The following is a 17514-nucleotide window of genomic DNA, read 5'->3' as shown; positions in this document are numbered from 1 at the left end:
TATTATAGCACACTCCGAACGCAAAGCATCCCCTTACGTCCTGAACAGGACATAGGGGGATGCAGGACAAATCGGGATTACTGAACGCCGCCTACTCGCCAGATGACATTATCTTCATCCTGACCGCTAACCGGCCACCACTTGAAGCCATCCTGCTCCAATAGCTTGTGAGCACCTTCCGGTCCCCATGAGCCTGCAGCATAGGTTTCCAGCGTATCCGGGGTCTGCTGCCATACTTTAGCGATTCGATCGACGAATCCCCATGCCGTGGCAACCTCATCCCAACGCGTGAAGTACGTCGAATCACCCTCAATTGCATCCATCAGCAACCGTTCATAAGCCTCCGGTGAGTTGATACCCACCATACAGCTTTGGCAAAAATCCATAGCCAGTGGCTCAATATCTGATTCCGAACCAGGTTTCTTGGCATTGATTTTAATGTAAATGCCCTCCATGGGATTGACCCGAATCACGAGCAAGTTCGGTTCCAGCTTATGCTTTTGACCGAGGTACACGTTCGTTGGCATGCTCTTAAATTCCACAACAATCTCCGTTGTTTTTACAGGGAGACGTTTGCCCGTACGAATATAGAACGGTACGCCAGACCAACGGAAATTATCAACAAACACGCGTGAAGCAAAATAAGTCTCTGTGTTCGACTGTGGATCAACCTTGTCTTCTTGGCGATACCCCGGCAACTGCTGACCGCGATAACTGCCTTCGGTGTATTGACCACGCACCACATTGGTTTTCACATCCTCAGACGTTTCAAAAGGGCGCAGCGAACGCAGCACTTTTACCTTTTCATCACGGATATCCTCAGGCAACAAGCGACTAGGTGGCTCCATCGCAATCATCGTTAGCATTTGCAACATATGGTTCTGTCCCATATCCCGCAAGGCGCCGGAATGGTCGTAGTAACCTCCTCGTTCCTCCACCCCTACCGTTTCACTAAGCGTAATTTGCACATTGGCAATATGCTTATTATTCCACAGTGGTTCAAAGAAGGCATTCGCAAAGCGAATCACCTCAATATTTTGTACCATTTCCTTGCCAAGATAGTGATCAATCCGATAAATTTCTTCTTCGGCAAATACTTCTCGTATTTCAACGTTCAATTCTTGTGCAGATTCGAGGTTATAACCGAATGGCTTCTCAATTACTAGGCGATTCCAGCCTTTTCCATCCATCATGCCGCCATCTTTCAAGCTCTTCGACACGCTTCCGAATAATTCAGGAGCCAAGGCCAAATAAAACAACCGATTTCCCGGTATGTTAAACTTGCTTTCTATAGACTCCGTCTGCTGTCTCAGCTCATGGAACCCTTCGACATTGTTGATATCCAGCGATTTATATTCAAAATGCTCGGCAAATGCCTGCCATTCTTGATCATTTTCTGCTTTGTAGCGACTAAACTCCTGTATGGAAGCATACAGGTCATTACGGAATTCTTCCTCTGTGCGCGGACGCCTTGCTACACCAATAACGGCAAAATCTTCAGCAAGCTTGCCTTCGCGGTACAAGCTGTAAATAGCAGGAAAAAGCTTGCGACGAGCCAAATCGCCCGTAGCGCCAAAAATAAACAGAACTGCGCCTTGCGTCACAACAGATTCTTTAGCAGGTATGTCAGCCATGAAGTACCTCATTCTTCCCATGCCAAGATTCCGCAATCCACAATCCCCGAAATCCGCATGTAGTATTGTGTATATTTATACAAGATCATACTTGATTTTCGAAAAACATGGAACTAAAGATTTGATGATATTTTATCATATCCTACATGGATAAGCTATCCGATGAATCATAAATTTACCTTATAAGTCAGTATTCAATCGTGATGAGCGGGAAACCGAGCGTTATACGTGTATTCTGCTGCTCCCTATCTTCATGTACAGCCATCTGCATCTGGACCTGATGCTCACCGCTTTGAATCATTAACGGCAGCTCTGGAGCTTCATAGGATATAGCCACAGTAGTCGCATCCGTATATCTTTCTTTGGCCTGCATGGAGATGTTCTCTGCTAAGCTCGCCTCTGTCAGTTTCAACAGTTGATCTTTGGATTCCTTTGTATGCAGCGAACGCTGAAGGGCTGTGTTCCACTGCGCTTGAATCCCCATAGATTTTAATTGCTCAGCACAAAGCTTATGAAGCTGAATCAACCGCTCACGTCCTGCATTATTACTCTCCAGTTGAACAACTACATACCATTGTCCAGTTTGACGTTCCATCACATTTAAGCGGATTCTTAGATCCTCACTATGACGAACAGAACGATAAACCGTGTGTCCATTTTCTACGAGTTTGTTTACTGTGGGTATATTCAGCTGATCGGCTATCTGTGCCGCCACATCTGCCGGCTCTTCATGGTTAGAAATCCAATCGCCTTGCCACTTCACATCCAGCTTATCCAACGTACCCGGGGCCTGGTCCGAGATGATTAACAATGAACGTAAAGCCGTTTCTGCTTCGCGGGAATCATATCGGTTTGTCTGAAGGGTTCCGTAGCGCCAGCCAGCTAGTACCAGCACCGTTCCTAATACCAAAATTGCAATAATCCCTTTTTTAATCAGCTCTGCTTTTAACATTATCGTTCCCCCCGCTCCACAACCATCCGATTCCCACACCTACGCTCTGGTTACTTTCTTTTTCGGCTGGTTTGAAATCTATCAATCTATCAATAGCATTCCCTTTGTCAAAGGTTTTATACACACAGCTACGGCAAAGCCCTTCTAAAATATTCATCTGCCTACTGGGTGTTCGACCATACATCGTAGGCACCGTAAGAATAGACTATGATCACAATGCATCTTACACCAAAAGAGGTGAAATCATGTTTCCGATTTATCCTGTAAATGAAGCCAATGTGGCACCTCATGGTGGACGTCTGGTCTGTGCCGTTATGCGTGATGGTACACGACACATCGGCATCTTAAGTGGGTGTAGCAAAGGCAAGCTGATGTTGAACGGATATCCACCTTCTTTTCCTAGCAGTCTCTATGCCGGGAGCTACAGTAACAAAGGAAGACAAATCCCCAAAAAGATTTCCTCTAAAAAGAAAAAAAAGAATCCTAAAAACAAAGCTCGTACCTCGGCCAAACTAAATGCCTTAATTAAGCCGCCCAACGCACCTCTGAGTTCATCCTTTCCTTATGACGCAGGCGGATTTACTGGAAATGGCTATAGTAATTATGGAAATGGCAGAACAGGCTATCGCGGTGGGTACGGCGGATATGGATACGGGGCAGGGCTTGCATTAGATCTGGCTTTAATCGCCTTTTTATTCCTCCTGATCTAAACAACTTGTTATGGAACACAAAAAAACCGGAGGACTATTGTCGTCTCCGGTTCTTTGTATTCGTTTATTCTACTTCTACTTCTACTTCTACTCTGCTAATCCGTTCTTATAGGCATAGATCGCCGCCTGTGTACGGTCTTCCACTCCTAATTTAGCGAGAAGGTTCGTGACATGGAATTTTACCGTCTTAATCCCGATAATCAGCTCATCTGCGATATCCTGGTTAGACTTCCCTTGTGCCAACAGGCGAAGCACCTCCATCTCACGATCAGTCAGCTCCGTATGCGCGGGTGCCTCAGCCTGTGGTTGGCGGAATCGATTCATCATCTTGGAGGCCACCTGTGACTCTAGTACGGACTGTCCACGTGCAGCTGCACGGATCGCATCCGCTATCTCGGAAGCACGAGACGTTTTGAGCAAATAGCTGAATGCCCCTGCCTCAATGACCGGATACATTTTCTCATCGTCCAAATAACTCGTCAGTACAATCACCTTGGTCTCTGGAAGCAGGCGAGTTACTTGGCGTGTCGTTTCGATGCCATCCATGCCATCCATGACCAGATCCATCAAAATCACATTTGGCTTGTATTCAGAAGCCAACCGTATGCCTTCTTCTCCGCTTCCGGCCTCGCCGACCACTTCAATACCTTCTTCCGTCCCCAGCACCGCCGCAAGACCAATCCGTACCATTTCATGGTCGTCTACCAGCAGTACGCTAATCGGTAATTCCGTTTCCATGATCATCGTTCCTTCCGCTTTCATCATTAATAACTGGAACGGACACCTCGATCCGTGTTCCTTTTCCCGGAGCCGTTATATACTGAATAGCTCCCCCAATCTCACTGACCCGCTCCTGCATTGTGGATAATCCATATGAAGTCTGCTTTTTCTCATCCAGTTCAAAACCAATACCGTTATCCCGAATCGTCAGCCTGATAGAATCCGGGCGTTGCACGATACGAATTTCCATGCGGGTTGCTTTGGCATGGCGCAATGTATTAGACATCGCTTCCTGAACAATGCGAAACAAGTGGTTCTCAATGCCTTTAACCAACTGTACTCCGCTTTCAATTTCAAAATCAATCTCCATCGGTACCTTTGCCTGCAACTCTTGTACCAAATCACGCAAACCCTGCTCAAGCCGTTTCCCTTCCAGATAGACAGGCCGCAGATGAAGTAGTAACGCCCGCATTTCGGATTGTGCCACGGAAGACATTTCTTCAATTAGCGCAACTTGCCGCTGCGCTTTATCAAAATCCTTATCCAGCGTCCTCCCCACAGCCGTCGCCGTCATTGAAATAGCAAATAATTGCTGTGATACGGCGTCATGCAACTCTCTGGCCAGCCGCTGCCGCTCCTCCACAATCGCAGTCATCCGTGCTTGTTCTGCCAGCTGAGCATTATCCGTGGATAAGCGTTGTAAAGACGTAACTTGTTCCTGCCATTTACGCCCAATCCGTTCCAGCTGCTCACCCAGCCTGCCAAGCTCATCATGCCCTAGGGGCGGCAACTCACGTGCTGGCGTTCCCTTTTCCCACATCAGCAACGTCTCTCTCAACATTTCCAGTCTGCTTTTAAAGCGGTAGCTTTCATAAAATCCGTACATTGCCCCTGTACCAATCAACACCAGTATAACGGCTCCTGCAACTTTCAATATCATTCCCCAGGTTGGGAACGACTTCACATATCCATATGTATACAGCATATAAAAGACAACTACGCCCACAACAACACACAGGAGGATACCTTCACCCATACTGCGGGTTACCATGTTGGACGTTTTTTTATGATTCATCCCGGCTCCTCCTGATTCAATAAAATCGGACGCGGACATCGCCCGCCAAGTACGAAACGACAAACTTCACTTTATACTCACTCTGCTCAAAATGGGGAGACTTCCAAACCAGTCGATTGAGCATCCCCGCCTCATGATCCCGGTCAAACTGAATCTGTCCGAACAATATGAACATCTCCACCTCTACACCGTAATTATCCGGTAGGGTGATGTCAATGTCACCGAAGATCCCCTGCAAAAATATGACGGGCTCACGTTCCTCTGGGAGAGCCAACGTCAGGTCGGCATCCACGTCCCCAACCACATGCCATATGCTTGTGCTGCGCAGGCTCCAAGGCACTTCATCCCATTTATGATTGGATATAAAATTGTGCTTGAATATGGAGCTTTGACCTTTATGCAGCTTCCTTGAACGTGAATAGAATACAGCTAATGATGCTAGTGTAACTACCACAAACAGGAACAAATGATCCAGTACTAACAGTCCAGCACCAATCGCAAGCATCGTGTAGCCCTTTTTGATTTTGGAATTGCGGATCTTATATATTCCGGCCAACATTAGGATCAGTGCAACCACGGAGAGGAACCCAATCCACTGACCGAATAAAATGATAATCCCGATGCCAATCCCTGCCAGTGCCAAGGCTGATTTTCTTCTCTCCATGCTGCACCCCCTTTTTGTTTATACAGGACGGAAAAGCCATAGTGGCGCAACATTCCGCCATATGGCTTTCCTGAACCATACAGATTAGGCACGATCATCGACCAATGTCCATTCCATACAGCATATCATAATGTCTTGTTTCCGAGTAGTCAGTCCTTCTTCATATCGACTGGTTTAGCACCTGTCTGAATTTTGGACTTAAGCTGTTGAAGCTGCTCATCCACTTTAAACTGTTTTTCAGCCTCAGCCGGATTAACATATGCTTCTCCTGGAGCTTGACGGTAAGGAGCACGCAGTACGTCAGCTTCAGCTTCCATTTGCATGATTTTTTCTTCCATACGGTGAAAGCCCAGTGAAGCAGACCCACTTTCAATCGTGTGCAAACTATTGATTTGAGACATTTGCTTTTTGGCTTTCGCCATTTGAGCACGGGATACCAACTCATTGCGCTTGTTGCGCATTTTATAGAATTCATCTTTCATGTCGTGAAGCTGCTGTACCAATTCTTTTGCTTGAAGCTCAGCTTGTGTATGCAAGTCGCGGTATTCGTCCTGCTTCTGCACAAAATAAATCTTCTCTCCCAACAACTTGCGCGCTACTTCTTCCTGACCATTTCGCAATGCGGATTCAGCTTGTTTCTCACGCTCATTGGATACACGTACCGCTTCCTCCAAACGCTGTTTCATACGTCGTTCATTCGCCATTTGCTTGGCAACCGTTACCTCAGCCTCGTGAATTTCTGCCTCCATATCGCGCAGATATTGATTCAACATAATAATCGGATCTTCCACTTTATCCAACACTTCATTCACCGATGCTCTTGTCATATCCTTCATTCTTTTAAAGATCCCCATTATTTACGATCTCCCTTCTCAAATTGCTCTACTTTTTTGCGTAACTCTGCCAATTCTTTTTTCATTGCCTTTTTCTCGATATCTTCCATCATGGAATCCAGGTCACTGTTCTGACCTGTGTTAAATTTGGATGAGTTGCGGGTATCTTGACCAAAAAACGGATTCGAATTGCCATATGCACCGCCCTGGTTGTAACCAGTTCCCTGCCCATACTGCGATCTTGTATTGTTACTGCCATAATAGCGTGGATCCTGTTGATTGTAGGGACCGCTGTCAGGGCCAAATCCTCCATCGAAAGGAGATCTCGGCTCCTTGGAGATAACCAGGGCCGCAATTACATAAATCATAAATGTGGTTCCTGCTGTAATAAAGAAACTGATCACAACCAGAATACGAATCCATGTTGAGTCCATTCCTGTTGCGTCAGAAAGACCGCCACATACACCTGTTATTACTCTATCCCGGCTTGATCTGTAAATTCGGGTCATTATCAAATTACTCCTTCCCGCTGTTGTTCAGCTTGCTTTTCAGTCTCGCCCACTCTTGTTCGAGCAGCGATCCACCGCCTTGGGCATCCTGTGCATGGTCGCCCTCACCCCGACGTAAATCACGCAGACTCATCGTTTCTGCTTCCATATCGGCTACCCGGTCTTCCAAGCGGTTGAACATTCGGGGAACATTCCGTCCACCGTATGTACCAGCCCGTTCGTTCATTTGCTGCTGGAGTCTCAACGTCTGTACACGTGCCGCATAATACTGACGCTTGCTGTGTACCGTTTGATATTCTGTCTTTAATGTATCTAGCTGTTGTTCTAGCTCACGTAGTGATTCACGGCTCTGCTCCCACAGTTCTCTATACTGCTCTTCTTTTTCTGCATATAGCATTTTCTCCTGAAGGGCCAGCTTCGCGATATGTTCTTCATCAGCCTTCAAAGCCAGTAGCGCCTGTTCCTCCCGTTTGGTCTGCATGGACAATGCATGATCCAACTGCTGCTTCATCTGTCTTGTATGCATCGCATACTGTTGATGGAGTTTTTCCGCTTCGGCAATTTCCTGGCGGGTATTATACAAGAACTGGTCAATCAGTTGCACTGGGTCTTGGCTTTGTTCCAAATGCTCATTGAAGGTCGCTACCGTGATATCGCGCATTCTTCGAAAAACACTCATTTGCGTCTGCTCCTTTCACAATTCGTATTCCATAATTCAACACTTAGTTACTGAAATCTTTCTTAATTCTTGCTAAACTGCTAAAATCAGTAATGTCTTCTGCGGTCACTCAGCAGGGAAACACCAAATATGATTAACCCGATTGCCAGTAGCGGTCCCAGAAGCCAGGACAGTTTGCCAAGCAAAATCAGTACCCCAAGTACGAGTACGATCCAGCCGAAGAGCGCATTTCCTTTTTTCACACCGTAGTAGCCTAGCATCACCATAGCTATCGGAATTAAGTAACCAATCAGATGTCCTAAAAAGTGACCGAAAAACGGAGTAAACTTACCGAGCAGCATAATCGAACCCAACACGATCAGTACAATGGCTAACCCATTCCCTTTGTTAACTCTCATCATCTCTCACCGCCTTTCACTGTGTCTTGCTTATGTCCTTATTGTACGCTGAACTAGCGTTTGACAAAACGGACCCCAGACGGTTTTTGAACCTAGACCTAAGTCGGGGATGAGTATAGACCTGCGGCTATCCTCATCTACGCTGTTCTGCTGTACGGGCTATCGAGTGTTGCTCACCCGCTTGCTTGGAACGTAGTGAAAGGACGAGACAAGCCAGTAACGCTATAGCTGCAACCATATAAGGCAGATTAATATGAACATCGAACAGCAATCCTGCAACAAGCGGTCCAATCACATTACCCAAGCTGGTATAGGACGAGTTCATGCCTGCCACAAAGCCTTGCTCATCTCCAGCCTGCCGCGATAGAGAAGTGCTTACTGCCGGACGAAGGATATCCATAGCCAGAAAAATAATGAAGGTCGTCAGCATAATCATCACGTACTGTTCAGCAAATAGGGTTAGAAAAATGAACAGGCCCCCAATAGCCAAACAGAGGTGAATTATTTTTTTCTCTCCAAAACGATTAATGATCCATCCAAATATAGTCGCTTGGACAACTGCTCCCAAAATGGAGCCTGTCGTTATGATGATGGCAATATCCATCGGTGTAAAACCATATTTATGGTCAACAAACAGTCCAAATACTGTTTCAAAGTTCGCTAACCCAAAAGCAACGACAAATACAATGAGTAAACCCATGAAATATGGAGATTGATATGACTTGGAAAATTGCTGTAAAAGATTTTCTTTTTGACGTGGAAGCTCTCTATTATATTGTTGCTTTTCCTTGCTTAAAGACTCAGGCAGTACTAACAGAGACAAGATAGCTGCTATTCCCGCAGCTCCTGCTGCCGCAAAAAAGGGAATGCGTATTCCATATGTGGCAAGCAATCCGCCAATCCCTGGCCCGATTATGAAGCCTGTGTTGATCGCTGCATTGATCATGCCCATTCCCTTGCCTCTTTCCTCAAACGAGGTCACGTCAGCGACATAGGCCATAATAGAAGGAGTAAGCAACGCTGCCCCTGCTCCACCCATGATTCGTGCTATGAACAGGGTAGGAATGGAATTCGCCAGTCCAAAAACAAGCTCTGATAACATGAAGATGAACATCCCAGAAACAATCAACTTTTTACGTCCATAACGATCAGACAACTTTCCTGACAATGGTGATAACAAAAGCTGTGTCAACGCAAAAGCTGCAACCATCAGTCCCATCGAGGAACCATTCATCCCTAGCTCACTTATAAACTTAGGTAACACAGGGACAACCAATCCAATCCCCATGAATGCCAAAAAAATGTTAAGCATCAATAACAGCATTGCTCCTCGATTTCTTGTGAGTATAGACATATTTCCACCCTTCCTTTTCCGTATCTCTTTATTCAACATTAGGTAAACTTCATTATTCTTTTTCAAAAACAATTGAAACTAAAATTGTTTTCTTAGTTTTCATATAAAAAAATGGCCTCTTCAAATATGCAGCATATTGATGAGGCTATTTTTTATTTTTCGACCAATCCGAACAACAAAATATCTACAATAGAATAAGTTGCTTCCTCTACCGTCACACTGTTATCCAGAAAGAAACGCTGATCAAGCGTTAAATTTACAGATTCAATAATAAGCTTCATGATCAGAGCCTCATTTTTGTTCACAATAATTCCTTCTCGGATGCCTTCCTGAATTAATGTTCTAATCGGAGACCAGTCATTTAAATCGGCATGTACCCTTTTCCATTGCTCAGGATAATACTTTTTCATCTGGTCCAATATTCTTAAATCGTAAAACTTATAATACAGAGGCATGACCCTAATCGACTGCTTAATCTTGTCTAACAAAGATAACTCATTATTTTCGATAATCTGCTCAGTTTTTCGAATCATATCATCATTTGTACGCTCAATAAGTGTTTCTAAAATAAGCGTCTTAGACGAAAAATTTTCATACAATGTACGCTTACTAATAGCGAGTCTTTTCGCAAGATCATCCATCGTAAATTTCAATCCATTTTCATGAACTTCATCTACAAAAGCCTCCAAAATTCTTTCCTGCATATTCGTCCTCATTTCTCTTGTACTTAATAAACTAAAAATGTTTTTTCAGTACCACCATCTTACTATAAGATCAAAGACCTGGTCAAATCCATGTTAACCTTGTTGCCAAAATCATGAATACATAATAAAAAGGATGATAAAATGCCTTTAAGCATTTTATTATCCTTTTGTGTATATCGACGAGAGGACTCGAACCTCCATGGTTTCCCACTCGATACCGAATACAATCTTTCTAATACCTTGTTTGATGAAGGAAAAAAAGTGTTGCTCGTCGATTTCGACCCGCAAGGTAATCTGTCGATGTACTTTGGTATTGAGCAGCGGGATCAACTTCCGTAGCTATGGTCTGCGACAGGACTAACTCAGTTGCTCAGTATCAAGGAATTTAGAATACTTGTACAACTTCTTTAATATCATCAATTTCCTCAAGAATTGCGCGCTCAATAGCAACCTTTAACGTAATCGTAGCACTTGGGCAACCATTGCAAGCTCCCAAAAATCTTAATTTTGCTATACCGTTCTCAACCTCGACCAGTTCAGCATCTCCACCGTCACGCAGTAAGAAAGGACGTAGTTTGAGAAGAACTTCCGATACTTCATCGAATAAAACTCCATTTTCATCCATTATGTCAACTCCTCCCATTGTTTTACCAACCGTCAATTCAGACCTTTTTTCACCCTAGATCGTCTGAGTGATCCTTTGCTTTTTGCCTAAGAGTGACCTGTTGATCCGAAAGTTCCCTTATAAGCGTATGAATAGAGTCTAAAGGTATCATCACACCACAACTTGCGCTCAATCCTGACAGCATATTGAAGCAGAACTGAAGTTTTCGTATCTCTCGGGTAATTTGAGCTAGTTCTGAATCGTCCGAATTATTTTTCTTCATTACTAGCACCTCGCACTTCTTTAAAGAATGATAAAGGTTTGATCTATTAAATTAATGAATCAACCGATGCTTCCTTCCATCTCAAATTGAATCAACCGATTCATTTCAACGGCATATTCCATTGGCAATTCTTTGGTAAACGGTTCAATAAAGCCCATTACAATCATTTGTGTAGCATCTTGTTCTGTAAGCCCGCGGCTCATTAAGTAAAACAATTGTTCCTCGGACACTTTGGATACTGTTGCCTCGTGCTCTAAAGTAATCTGATCGTTTTTAATTTCATTGTACGGAATCGTATCTGATGTTGACATGTTGTCCAATATCAACGTATCGCACTTAATATTGGACTTGGACCCTGCGGAATCGCGGCTGAAGCTGGACAACCCTCGGTAGTTTACTTTTCCGCCCTGCTTGCTGATGGATTTGGATATAATCGTAGATGTTGTCTCGGGAGCAAGGTGAATTACCTTCGCGCCAGCATCTTGATGCTGATCTTTACCGGCTACGGCAATAGACAGGATGGACCCCTTGGCTCCCCGTCCTTTCAATAATACTGCCGGATACTTCATTGTTACCTTGGAGCCGATGTTGCCGTCCACCCATTCCATTGTGGCATTTTCTTCTGCCACAGCCCTTTGGGTTACCAAGTTGTAGATATTAGGAGCCCAATTCTGAATGGTCGTGTAACGGACACGGGAATCTTTCCGGCAAATAATTTCAATAACTCCACTATGCAGAGAACTGGTACTATAAATAGGTGCTGTACATCCTTCAACATAATGGACAAAGCTACCCTCTTCGGCAATAATTAATGTCCGCTCGAATTGACCCATATTTTCAGAATTAATACGGAAATAACCTTGTATAGGAACCTCGCACTGAACACCCTTCGGAATGTATACAAAGCTACCGCCTGACCAAACCGCACTATTAAGCGCCGCAAATTTATTGTCGGCGGGAGGGATGATCGTCCCAAAATGTTGCTTAAACACTTCGGGGTATTGCTTTAATGCACTATCCGTATCAAGGAAAATAACGCCCTGATCCTCCAGTTCTTTCCGCATGCTGTGATAAACTACTTCCGACTCATATTGAGCGGATACGCCCGCCAGGAACTTTTGCTCCGCTTCAGGGATTCCCAGCTTGTCAAAGGTTGCTTTGATCTCGGAAGGAACCTCCTCCCAGGTCTTTCCCTGTTTTTCAGAAGGGCGAACGTAATACTGGATGTCATCAAGATTTAGCCCGGTCAAATCCGCTCCCCATTCAGGCATCGGCATTTTGTAGAATTGTTTCAAAGCTTTCAACCGAAAATTGAGCATCCACTCCGGCTCTTCCTTGATTCGGGAAATTTCCCGGACAATCTCTTCCGTCAGACCTTTTCCAGATTGAAAAATAGACTGGTGCTTGTCGCGAAACCCATATTTATATTCGCCCATATCTGGTGCTTTTTTAGCCATTAGTATCACTCCTTTTTAACCTTTCAAGATTCATTTTGATTTGCTATGATCTGCCGAGCTTGCTTTCCACTAAATCTTTTAGGCGACTGCGAACACCTTCCAGCGGGATCTCCGAAATGACAGGAGCGAGAAATCCGAAAATAACAAGATGTTCGGCTTCACTCCGTGATATCCCGCGCGACATCAGATAATAGATTTGCTCTGCATTTACTTGCCCCACGGATGCAGCATGACCCGCGGTTACATCATCCTCATCTATCAGCAGGATCGGATTGGCATCGCCGCGAGCTTTAGGACTTAGCATAAGCACGCGTTCTGTTTGCTGACCATCACAATGGGTTGCACCTTTTTCAATCTTTGTAATGCCGTTGATAATGGCCGTAGCTTCTTCAAGCATGACTGCACGCGTAATCATCTGGCTTACCGAGCTTCTGCCAAAATGCTGAGCTTGAGTTGTATAGCTCGATTTTTGATTGCCCGTGCCAATAGCAATCACCTTATTGTCGGAGACCGCCCCGTTGCCTTGTATCAAAGTCTTGGTATCGCTGGCGGTATAACCATTGTTCATCTCACCGATAATCCATTCCACACCCCCATCAGCAAGAACGACCGCCCGTCGCTGGGTGAAATCTGTTGTAGTTGCAGCAAGCTGATGAACCGAAGCTACTTGCACCTTTGAGCCCGCCCCCGCGAAGACCTCCGTCACACCGTTATGCAATACCTTGACATCATCACCACTCGATACACAATTATCCACATAAGTGATCTTGCTGTTGCTCCCTGCCACAATTAAGACGTGAGGAGCAAAACACACACCGCTTGTATCGTTAAGAAAGATCGCTTGAATAGGTGCTTCAACCTCTACACCGTCTGGGACATATAGAAAAACGCCACCACTCCATAAGGCACTGTGTGCAGCAGATAAACGATGTTCTTCTGGCTTTACTGCCTGAAAGAGATAACGTTGAACCAGCTCCTCATGCTCTTTTGCCGCAGTATGCAGATCCGTTAAAATGACTCCCTGGGCGGCTAAGCTCTCGGACAATTTCGTATACACTACATCCGAGTTGAACTGAACGATTAGTCCGCCTTTCACCGGAGAAGCAACCAAACCTCGAACAACCTCCGGCGCTTCCTCCAAACTAGACCACGCATTCTCAGCTTTGTAATCTCCACTTTCGTAGATATCCCATTTTTCGAGATTGATTTTCTCCACTTTAGGCAACTCCAGCGTCCCTGCCAGTTCGAGTGCGTGAACGCGGCGTTCAATCAGCCAACGAGGTTCATTCTTAGCGCTTGACCATGCGCGTAAATCGTCCACATTCATTGAAACTCTAGCTTGTATATCCACGTGCTGTTCCTCCTCTCCGGCTTTTAAGCTTCCCTTACCGTCTCATCCGTAATCCCAAGTTCCTCCTTCACCCAATCGTACCCTTCAGCCTCCAAACGGTGTGCAAGCTCCGGACCGCCAGATTTAACTATCCGGCCTTGCATCATGACATGCACAAAATCCGGGGTAATATAATTCAACAGTCGTTGATAATGGGTGATGATTAAAAAGCCTCTATCCGGGCTGCGCATCTCATTTACGCCATTGGCCACAATACGCAGTGCATCAATATCAAGCCCTGAGTCCACTTCATCCAGGATCACAAACTTGGGTTCAAGTAGCATCATTTGCAAAATCTCATTCCGCTTTTTTTCACCGCCAGAGAATCCCTCATTCAAATAACGATGCACAAATTCCGGGTTCATCTCCAGCCCCTTCATTTTGCTCTCCATTTCACGGATAAAACGGATTAAGGATATCTCATCGCCTTCTTCACGCCGTGCATTGATGGCACTTCTGAGAAAGTCCGAGTTGGTCACGCCAGCAATTTCACTTGGGTATTGCATAGCGAGGAACAAGCCTGCCTGGGCACGCTCATCCACCTCCATCTCCAGAAGGTCTTCATTGTCCAATGTCACCTTACCGCCAGTAACCTCATATTTGGGATGGCCCATTAAAGCTGAAGCCAATGTACTTTTTCCCGTCCCATTAGGCCCCATAATCGCATGAATCTCTCCGCCATGAATCTCCAGTGTGAGCCCTTTTAAAATTTCTTTCCCTTCAATCTTGGATCTTAATTCCTCAATCTTTAATGTCGTCATTTATCGTAAACTTCCCTTCGGAGTATTCTTCGGCACGCGCCACCAAATCACTCATAAATTTTCCAATAGTCTGCAGCTCAACCTCGGAATAGGATTCAATGAATTGGTAAAACCTTTCTTCTTTTTCTTTGTGCAGTTCTTTATGCAAATGATAAACGTGTCTTCCCTTATCCGTTAAACTAAAGTAAATCTCCTTACGATTGCTGTTCAGTTGACTTCTCATAATGAAGCCCATTTCCAGCAGCTTTGCACTAATTTTAGTAATGCTAGCTTTGGACAACCCCATCTTCTCTACAATCCCGGTATGATTTATCGGTTCATAATCACCAATGCAATCAATAACGTGTACACTAGTAATATTGTTGGAGAGCATGTCAATCTCGTACTTTCTGGCCTGTTGCCGAAACGAGTTAAATTCTTGTTCAGTATACAGCTCATTCAGATGTAGCATTTTAATATATTGCTCGTAAAGATGACCTTTAAAATGATTTTGAAACTCCAATTTCCCAATCTCCCCTCTCTTGTAGTAGTTGCAGATCAAGTTCAGTGTCACCATTAGATTATTTTTTGTTCACTAGTGAACAAAATCATATTAACACAATTGATATTGATAATCAATATCAATTGTGTTGAATGTGACGCAATTTTGGAGGCGCTTTTCATGGGTTTGTTGTCATTGTCATCGGCCTCATGCTGTGTTTTGACTAGGGCACGTCCTGGAAATGGTTTTGCCTACCTCTGATCAATCCTGCTTTGCGGGGGTTGAACAATGGAACCAATTCGGCAGCACCCGGATGGATCTGGTAACCGAAGCCAAGTCCAATACCGTTGCCTATGAACGTCATGGTACACCTGCCACAGACCGGGGGCGCTACCGTAAAAAGAGGACAAAGGTGGTGCTTGGCCGAGCTGTTTTAAAGCCGTATCGCCGCGTTTGAGTACGCTATCGTGAGCATGTATGGCAAAGAATAATCCGTCAATTACCTGTGTCTGGATATGGTATGGGGCCAAAGAGTATACCAAAAACTGTGGTTTTTGCTGGTGAATCCGAACAGGCGATGCTCCATTCTAGCCAGCACCGATCTGACACTGGAGGCGACTTAGATCATCGAACTTTATACCGCCCGGTTCAAAATAAAATGCACCTTCTGGGCGCTAAAGCAATCCATCGGCGGATTCAGCTACCACTTTTGTAGCAAATCCATTCGGAAGCCCAACCGGTATTTGAAAAAGGATCGGGTTCACCCTCTGGAGTTGTTGGAAGAGGAGAAAGCGCAACGGGACATCCGCCTAACTGTAAAGATAAGAATGGTAAACGATAACCAAAATGGATCCCTACGGGGCTTAAGATAAAAGGAACCAAGAAAAGAGCCGAAATCTTGCTTCAGGAAGCCAGGAAGAATTATCATATGGAAGGACAAGCACTCGCGGTTGAAAACGAAGATATGCTGTAAGAGTAAAAGCGGCTACTCCATCCGGTAATAGCAAAAGGCTGTTCGCAGACTTTATGCTTCAATGGCTAGAGATGATGAAAAACAGTATCGGGCTTATCTCCTATATCTCCTATTCCGACACTGTAAAAGGCCACATAGATCCTTTTTCCGAGAGAAAGGGATGTATTGCTTGATGATTTAACTACAGAAGATTTTCAGACCTTGTATACCCATGAAATGAATGTGCAAGGTGTCAGCGCCAATACCGGTATTCATTACCACGCGAACATTTGCAGAGCCCTTCAGTATACCGTGAAAATAAAGCCGATTGTAGCGAATCTCCCTGACTCAGTTGAAAGCCCAAAAAAGAACAATTACGTCGTGAGCTTCTACAATGCCGAGGAGCTGAATCAACTCCTCGCAGTAATCCGAGGCGAAAGAATTGAGCTTTCCGTTATCCTGGCTGCCTTTTATGGGCTAAGCCGAAGCGAGGTCGTAGGATTAAAATGGTCGGCTATTGATTTATTGAATTGGACTATTAATATTAAACATACAGTCACATCGGGCAATTTGAATGGTAGATATATTGAAATTGAAAAGGACCAAATCAAGAATAAAGCCAGTCGCCGTATACTGCCACTGGTGGACACGTTCTATGAGCTTCTGATTCGTATGAAGGAATAACAGGAATCCTATCGCTTATCTTCTGACAATTCTTATTGTCTTGAATACCTGGAGTATATTTATGTAGATGTATTAGGGGTAAGCATGAAAGAAGTTCAGGAATGGTTAGGCCACAGCGATTATGCAACAACGGCAAATATTTATTCGCATTTGGAATACAACTCAAAGGTGTCTTCAGCTCAAGCAATGAGTGGGGTACTAAAGCTCAAATAAAAAAAGCCCACTAGAGATTATCTCTAATGAACTCTTTTAGTTAATACCGGCGAGAGGACTCGAACCTCCACGGTTTCCCACTCGATTTTGAGTCGAGCGCGTCTGCCATTCCGCCACGCCGGCGTATTAAATTATGGAGGCGCCACCCAGATTTGAACTGGGGAATAAAGCTTTTGCAGAGCTTTGCCTTACCACTTGGCTATGGCGCCAGAGTATAACAAAGCGGACGACGGGAATCGAACCCGCGACCCTCGCCTTGGCAAGGCGATGCTCTACCGCTGAGCCACGTCCGCATAATGATGGCTGGGGATATAGGATTTGAACCTATGCATGACGGAGTCAAAGTCCGTTGCCTTACCGCTTGGCTAATCCCCAATAAGTAAAGGGCGGCCGATGGGGCTTGAACCCACGAATGCCGGAGTCACAGTCCGGTGCGTTAACCACTTCGCCACGACCG

21 protein-coding genes and 5 tRNA genes are annotated in these 17514 nt (G+C 44.9%); 5 read left to right on the top strand and 21 right to left on the bottom strand.

The features are described 5' to 3' along the window. Positions 1-77 precede the first annotated feature (77 nt). Together zwf and G9G54_RS17675 are read right to left on the bottom strand one after the other, a co-directional pair. The gene (gene zwf, locus G9G54_RS17680) at positions 78-1634 is read right to left on the bottom strand and encodes a glucose-6-phosphate dehydrogenase (RefSeq protein WP_165179048.1); all 1557 of its coding nucleotides are present in this window, start codon (positions 1632-1634) and stop codon (positions 78-80) included. Positions 1635-1821: 187 nt separating this feature from the next. Continuing rightward, complete coding sequence (locus G9G54_RS17675; protein ID WP_165179047.1) at positions 1822-2586, bottom strand: YwmB family TATA-box binding protein; 765 nt, start codon at positions 2584-2586, stop codon at positions 1822-1824. 245 nt (positions 2587-2831) lie between these two features. Here G9G54_RS17675 and G9G54_RS17670 point away from each other — a divergent pair, with 245 nt between their 5' ends. Beyond that, a complete protein-coding gene (locus G9G54_RS17670) occupies positions 2832-3296 on the top strand; it encodes a hypothetical protein (RefSeq protein ID WP_165179046.1) in 465 nt (154 codons plus the stop codon). An 87-nt stretch (positions 3297-3383) separates the two neighbouring features. Here G9G54_RS17670 and G9G54_RS17665 read toward each other — a convergent pair whose 3' ends face one another. The 9 genes from G9G54_RS17665 to G9G54_RS17625 all read right to left on the bottom strand — a co-directional run bounded on the left by G9G54_RS17665 (position 3384) and on the right by G9G54_RS17625 (position 10232). Further along, the gene (locus tag G9G54_RS17665; RefSeq protein ID WP_013372995.1) at positions 3384-4034 is read right to left on the bottom strand and encodes a response regulator; all 651 of its coding nucleotides are present in this window, start codon (positions 4032-4034) and stop codon (positions 3384-3386) included. After that, positions 4012-5091 (bottom strand): sensor histidine kinase, encoded by a 1080-nt coding sequence (locus G9G54_RS17660; RefSeq protein ID WP_023990236.1) that lies wholly within the window; start codon positions 5089-5091, stop codon positions 4012-4014. Before G9G54_RS17660 ends, G9G54_RS17665 begins: the two co-directional genes overlap by 23 nt. Positions 5092-5107: 16 nt before the next feature. After that, entirely contained in the window at positions 5108-5755 is a 648-nt protein-coding gene (gene liaF, locus G9G54_RS17655) for a cell wall-active antibiotics response protein LiaF (protein WP_061829897.1), read from the bottom strand. A 149-nt stretch (positions 5756-5904) separates the two neighbouring features. Continuing rightward, complete coding sequence (locus G9G54_RS17650) at positions 5905-6609, bottom strand: PspA/IM30 family protein (protein ID WP_061829898.1); 705 nt, start codon at positions 6607-6609, stop codon at positions 5905-5907. Further along, on the bottom strand, positions 6609-7097 hold the full coding sequence (locus G9G54_RS17645) for a PspC domain-containing protein (RefSeq protein ID WP_165179045.1): 489 nt from the start codon (positions 7095-7097) through the stop codon (positions 6609-6611). The genes G9G54_RS17650 and G9G54_RS17645 overlap by 1 nt, the downstream gene beginning before the upstream one ends. A gap of 7 nt (positions 7098-7104) precedes the next feature. Beyond that, a complete protein-coding gene (locus G9G54_RS17640) occupies positions 7105-7776 on the bottom strand; it encodes a PspA/IM30 family protein (protein WP_013311897.1) in 672 nt (223 codons plus the stop codon). A gap of 86 nt (positions 7777-7862) precedes the next feature. After that, positions 7863-8174, bottom strand: coding sequence for a LiaF transmembrane domain-containing protein (locus tag G9G54_RS17635; RefSeq protein WP_134903078.1), 312 nt, complete (start codon positions 8172-8174; stop codon positions 7863-7865). Between the two features lie 133 nt (positions 8175-8307). Further along, positions 8308-9567 (bottom strand): MFS transporter, encoded by a 1260-nt coding sequence (locus tag G9G54_RS17630; protein WP_342355990.1) that lies wholly within the window; start codon positions 9565-9567, stop codon positions 8308-8310. A gap of 113 nt (positions 9568-9680) precedes the next feature. After that, entirely contained in the window at positions 9681-10232 is a 552-nt protein-coding gene (locus tag G9G54_RS17625) for a TetR/AcrR family transcriptional regulator (RefSeq protein ID WP_039272741.1), read from the bottom strand. A 141-nt stretch (positions 10233-10373) separates the two neighbouring features. Here G9G54_RS17625 and G9G54_RS17620 point away from each other — a divergent pair, with 141 nt between their 5' ends. After that, positions 10374-10571 carry a ParA family protein gene (locus tag G9G54_RS17620; RefSeq protein WP_238808193.1) on the top strand — a complete coding sequence of 66 codons (198 nt, stop codon included), beginning with the start codon at positions 10374-10376 and terminating at the stop codon, positions 10569-10571. Positions 10572-10617: 46 nt separating this feature from the next. Here the strand turns inward: G9G54_RS17620 and G9G54_RS17615 are convergent, their stop codons facing one another. The 5 genes from G9G54_RS17615 to G9G54_RS17595 form a co-directional block, all read right to left on the bottom strand. Continuing rightward, complete coding sequence (locus G9G54_RS17615) at positions 10618-10857, bottom strand: NifU family protein (RefSeq protein ID WP_013373004.1); 240 nt, start codon at positions 10855-10857, stop codon at positions 10618-10620. 321 nt (positions 10858-11178) lie between these two features. Beyond that, on the bottom strand, positions 11179-12576 hold the full coding sequence (sufB, locus tag G9G54_RS17610) for a Fe-S cluster assembly protein SufB (protein WP_165179043.1): 1398 nt from the start codon (positions 12574-12576) through the stop codon (positions 11179-11181). 43 nt (positions 12577-12619) lie between these two features. Continuing rightward, complete coding sequence (sufD, locus tag G9G54_RS17605) at positions 12620-13927, bottom strand: Fe-S cluster assembly protein SufD (RefSeq protein ID WP_446723023.1); 1308 nt, start codon at positions 13925-13927, stop codon at positions 12620-12622. 23 nt (positions 13928-13950) lie between these two features. Then, positions 13951-14727: a Fe-S cluster assembly ATPase SufC gene (gene sufC, locus G9G54_RS17600; protein ID WP_023990247.1), complete on the bottom strand. Its 777-nt coding sequence runs from the start codon at positions 14725-14727 to the stop codon at positions 13951-13953. Further along, entirely contained in the window at positions 14708-15229 is a 522-nt protein-coding gene (locus G9G54_RS17595) for a MarR family transcriptional regulator (protein ID WP_061829906.1), read from the bottom strand. The genes sufC and G9G54_RS17595 overlap by 20 nt, the downstream gene beginning before the upstream one ends. Positions 15230-15449: 220 nt before the next feature. Between G9G54_RS17595 and G9G54_RS17590 the strand changes: the two genes are divergently transcribed. From G9G54_RS17590 to G9G54_RS26050, 3 genes are all read left to right on the top strand, one after another. Further along, on the top strand, positions 15450-15665 hold the full coding sequence (locus G9G54_RS17590; protein WP_025718898.1) for a hypothetical protein: 216 nt from the start codon (positions 15450-15452) through the stop codon (positions 15663-15665). Positions 15666-16346: 681 nt separating this feature from the next. Beyond that, the gene (locus G9G54_RS25775) at positions 16347-16844 is read left to right on the top strand and encodes a tyrosine-type recombinase/integrase (RefSeq protein WP_238808191.1); all 498 of its coding nucleotides are present in this window, start codon (positions 16347-16349) and stop codon (positions 16842-16844) included. Positions 16845-16928: 84 nt separating this feature from the next. Then, positions 16929-17057, top strand: a complete 129-nt coding sequence (locus G9G54_RS26050; RefSeq protein WP_258012605.1) for a hypothetical protein — start codon at positions 16929-16931, stop codon at positions 17055-17057. Between the two features lie 44 nt (positions 17058-17101). Here the strand turns inward: G9G54_RS26050 and G9G54_RS17580 are convergent. The 5 genes from G9G54_RS17580 to G9G54_RS17560 all read right to left on the bottom strand — a co-directional run bounded on the left by G9G54_RS17580 (position 17102) and on the right by G9G54_RS17560 (position 17514). After that, positions 17102-17180, bottom strand: a tRNA-Leu gene (locus tag G9G54_RS17580). Between the two features lie 11 nt (positions 17181-17191). Then, a tRNA-Cys gene (locus G9G54_RS17575) sits at positions 17192-17266 on the bottom strand. A gap of 12 nt (positions 17267-17278) precedes the next feature. Beyond that, positions 17279-17350: transfer RNA gene (locus G9G54_RS17570), tRNA-Gly, on the bottom strand. Positions 17351-17357: 7 nt separating this feature from the next. Beyond that, positions 17358-17432: transfer RNA gene (locus G9G54_RS17565), tRNA-Gln, on the bottom strand. A 10-nt stretch (positions 17433-17442) separates the two neighbouring features. Then, positions 17443-17514: transfer RNA gene (locus G9G54_RS17560), tRNA-His, on the bottom strand.

The organism is Paenibacillus sp. EKM212P, from assembly GCF_011066115.1.
Classification (GTDB): domain Bacteria; phylum Bacillota; class Bacilli; order Paenibacillales; family Paenibacillaceae; genus Paenibacillus; species Paenibacillus polymyxa_B.
This window is presented reverse-complemented; position numbering and strand designations above follow the sequence as displayed.

Coding starts and splice junctions, on each gene's coding strand:
- G9G54_RS26050 (WP_258012605.1), top strand. CDS start 16,929: ATGAAAGAAGTTCAGGAATGGTTAGGCCACAGCGATTATGCAACAACG.
- G9G54_RS17615 (WP_013373004.1), bottom strand. CDS start 10,857: ATGGATGAAAATGGAGTTTTATTCGATGAAGTATCGGAAGTTCTTCTC.
- G9G54_RS17640 (WP_013311897.1), bottom strand. CDS start 7,776: ATGAGTGTTTTTCGAAGAATGCGCGATATCACGGTAGCGACCTTCAAT.
- G9G54_RS17645 (WP_165179045.1), bottom strand. CDS start 7,097: ATGACCCGAATTTACAGATCAAGCCGGGATAGAGTAATAACAGGTGTA.
- G9G54_RS17675 (WP_165179047.1), bottom strand. CDS start 2,586: ATGTTAAAAGCAGAGCTGATTAAAAAAGGGATTATTGCAATTTTGGTA.
- G9G54_RS17635 (WP_134903078.1), bottom strand. CDS start 8,174: ATGAGAGTTAACAAAGGGAATGGGTTAGCCATTGTACTGATCGTGTTG.
- G9G54_RS17660 (WP_023990236.1), bottom strand. CDS start 5,091: ATGAATCATAAAAAAACGTCCAACATGGTAACCCGCAGTATGGGTGAA.
- G9G54_RS17625 (WP_039272741.1), bottom strand. CDS start 10,232: ATGCAGGAAAGAATTTTGGAGGCTTTTGTAGATGAAGTTCATGAAAAT.
- G9G54_RS17620 (WP_238808193.1), top strand. CDS start 10,374: ATGCCTTTAAGCATTTTATTATCCTTTTGTGTATATCGACGAGAGGAC.
- sufB (WP_165179043.1), bottom strand. CDS start 12,576: ATGGCTAAAAAAGCACCAGATATGGGCGAATATAAATATGGGTTTCGC.
- G9G54_RS17665 (WP_013372995.1), bottom strand. CDS start 4,034: ATGGAAACGGAATTACCGATTAGCGTACTGCTGGTAGACGACCATGAA.
- G9G54_RS17670 (WP_165179046.1), top strand. CDS start 2,832: ATGTTTCCGATTTATCCTGTAAATGAAGCCAATGTGGCACCTCATGGT.
- G9G54_RS17590 (WP_025718898.1), top strand. CDS start 15,450: ATGGTTTTGCCTACCTCTGATCAATCCTGCTTTGCGGGGGTTGAACAA.
- sufC (WP_023990247.1), bottom strand. CDS start 14,727: ATGACGACATTAAAGATTGAGGAATTAAGATCCAAGATTGAAGGGAAA.
- G9G54_RS17650 (WP_061829898.1), bottom strand. CDS start 6,609: ATGGGGATCTTTAAAAGAATGAAGGATATGACAAGAGCATCGGTGAAT.
- liaF (WP_061829897.1), bottom strand. CDS start 5,755: ATGGAGAGAAGAAAATCAGCCTTGGCACTGGCAGGGATTGGCATCGGG.
- G9G54_RS17630 (WP_342355990.1), bottom strand. CDS start 9,567: ATGTTGAATAAAGAGATACGGAAAAGGAAGGGTGGAAATATGTCTATA.
- zwf (WP_165179048.1), bottom strand. CDS start 1,634: ATGGCTGACATACCTGCTAAAGAATCTGTTGTGACGCAAGGCGCAGTT.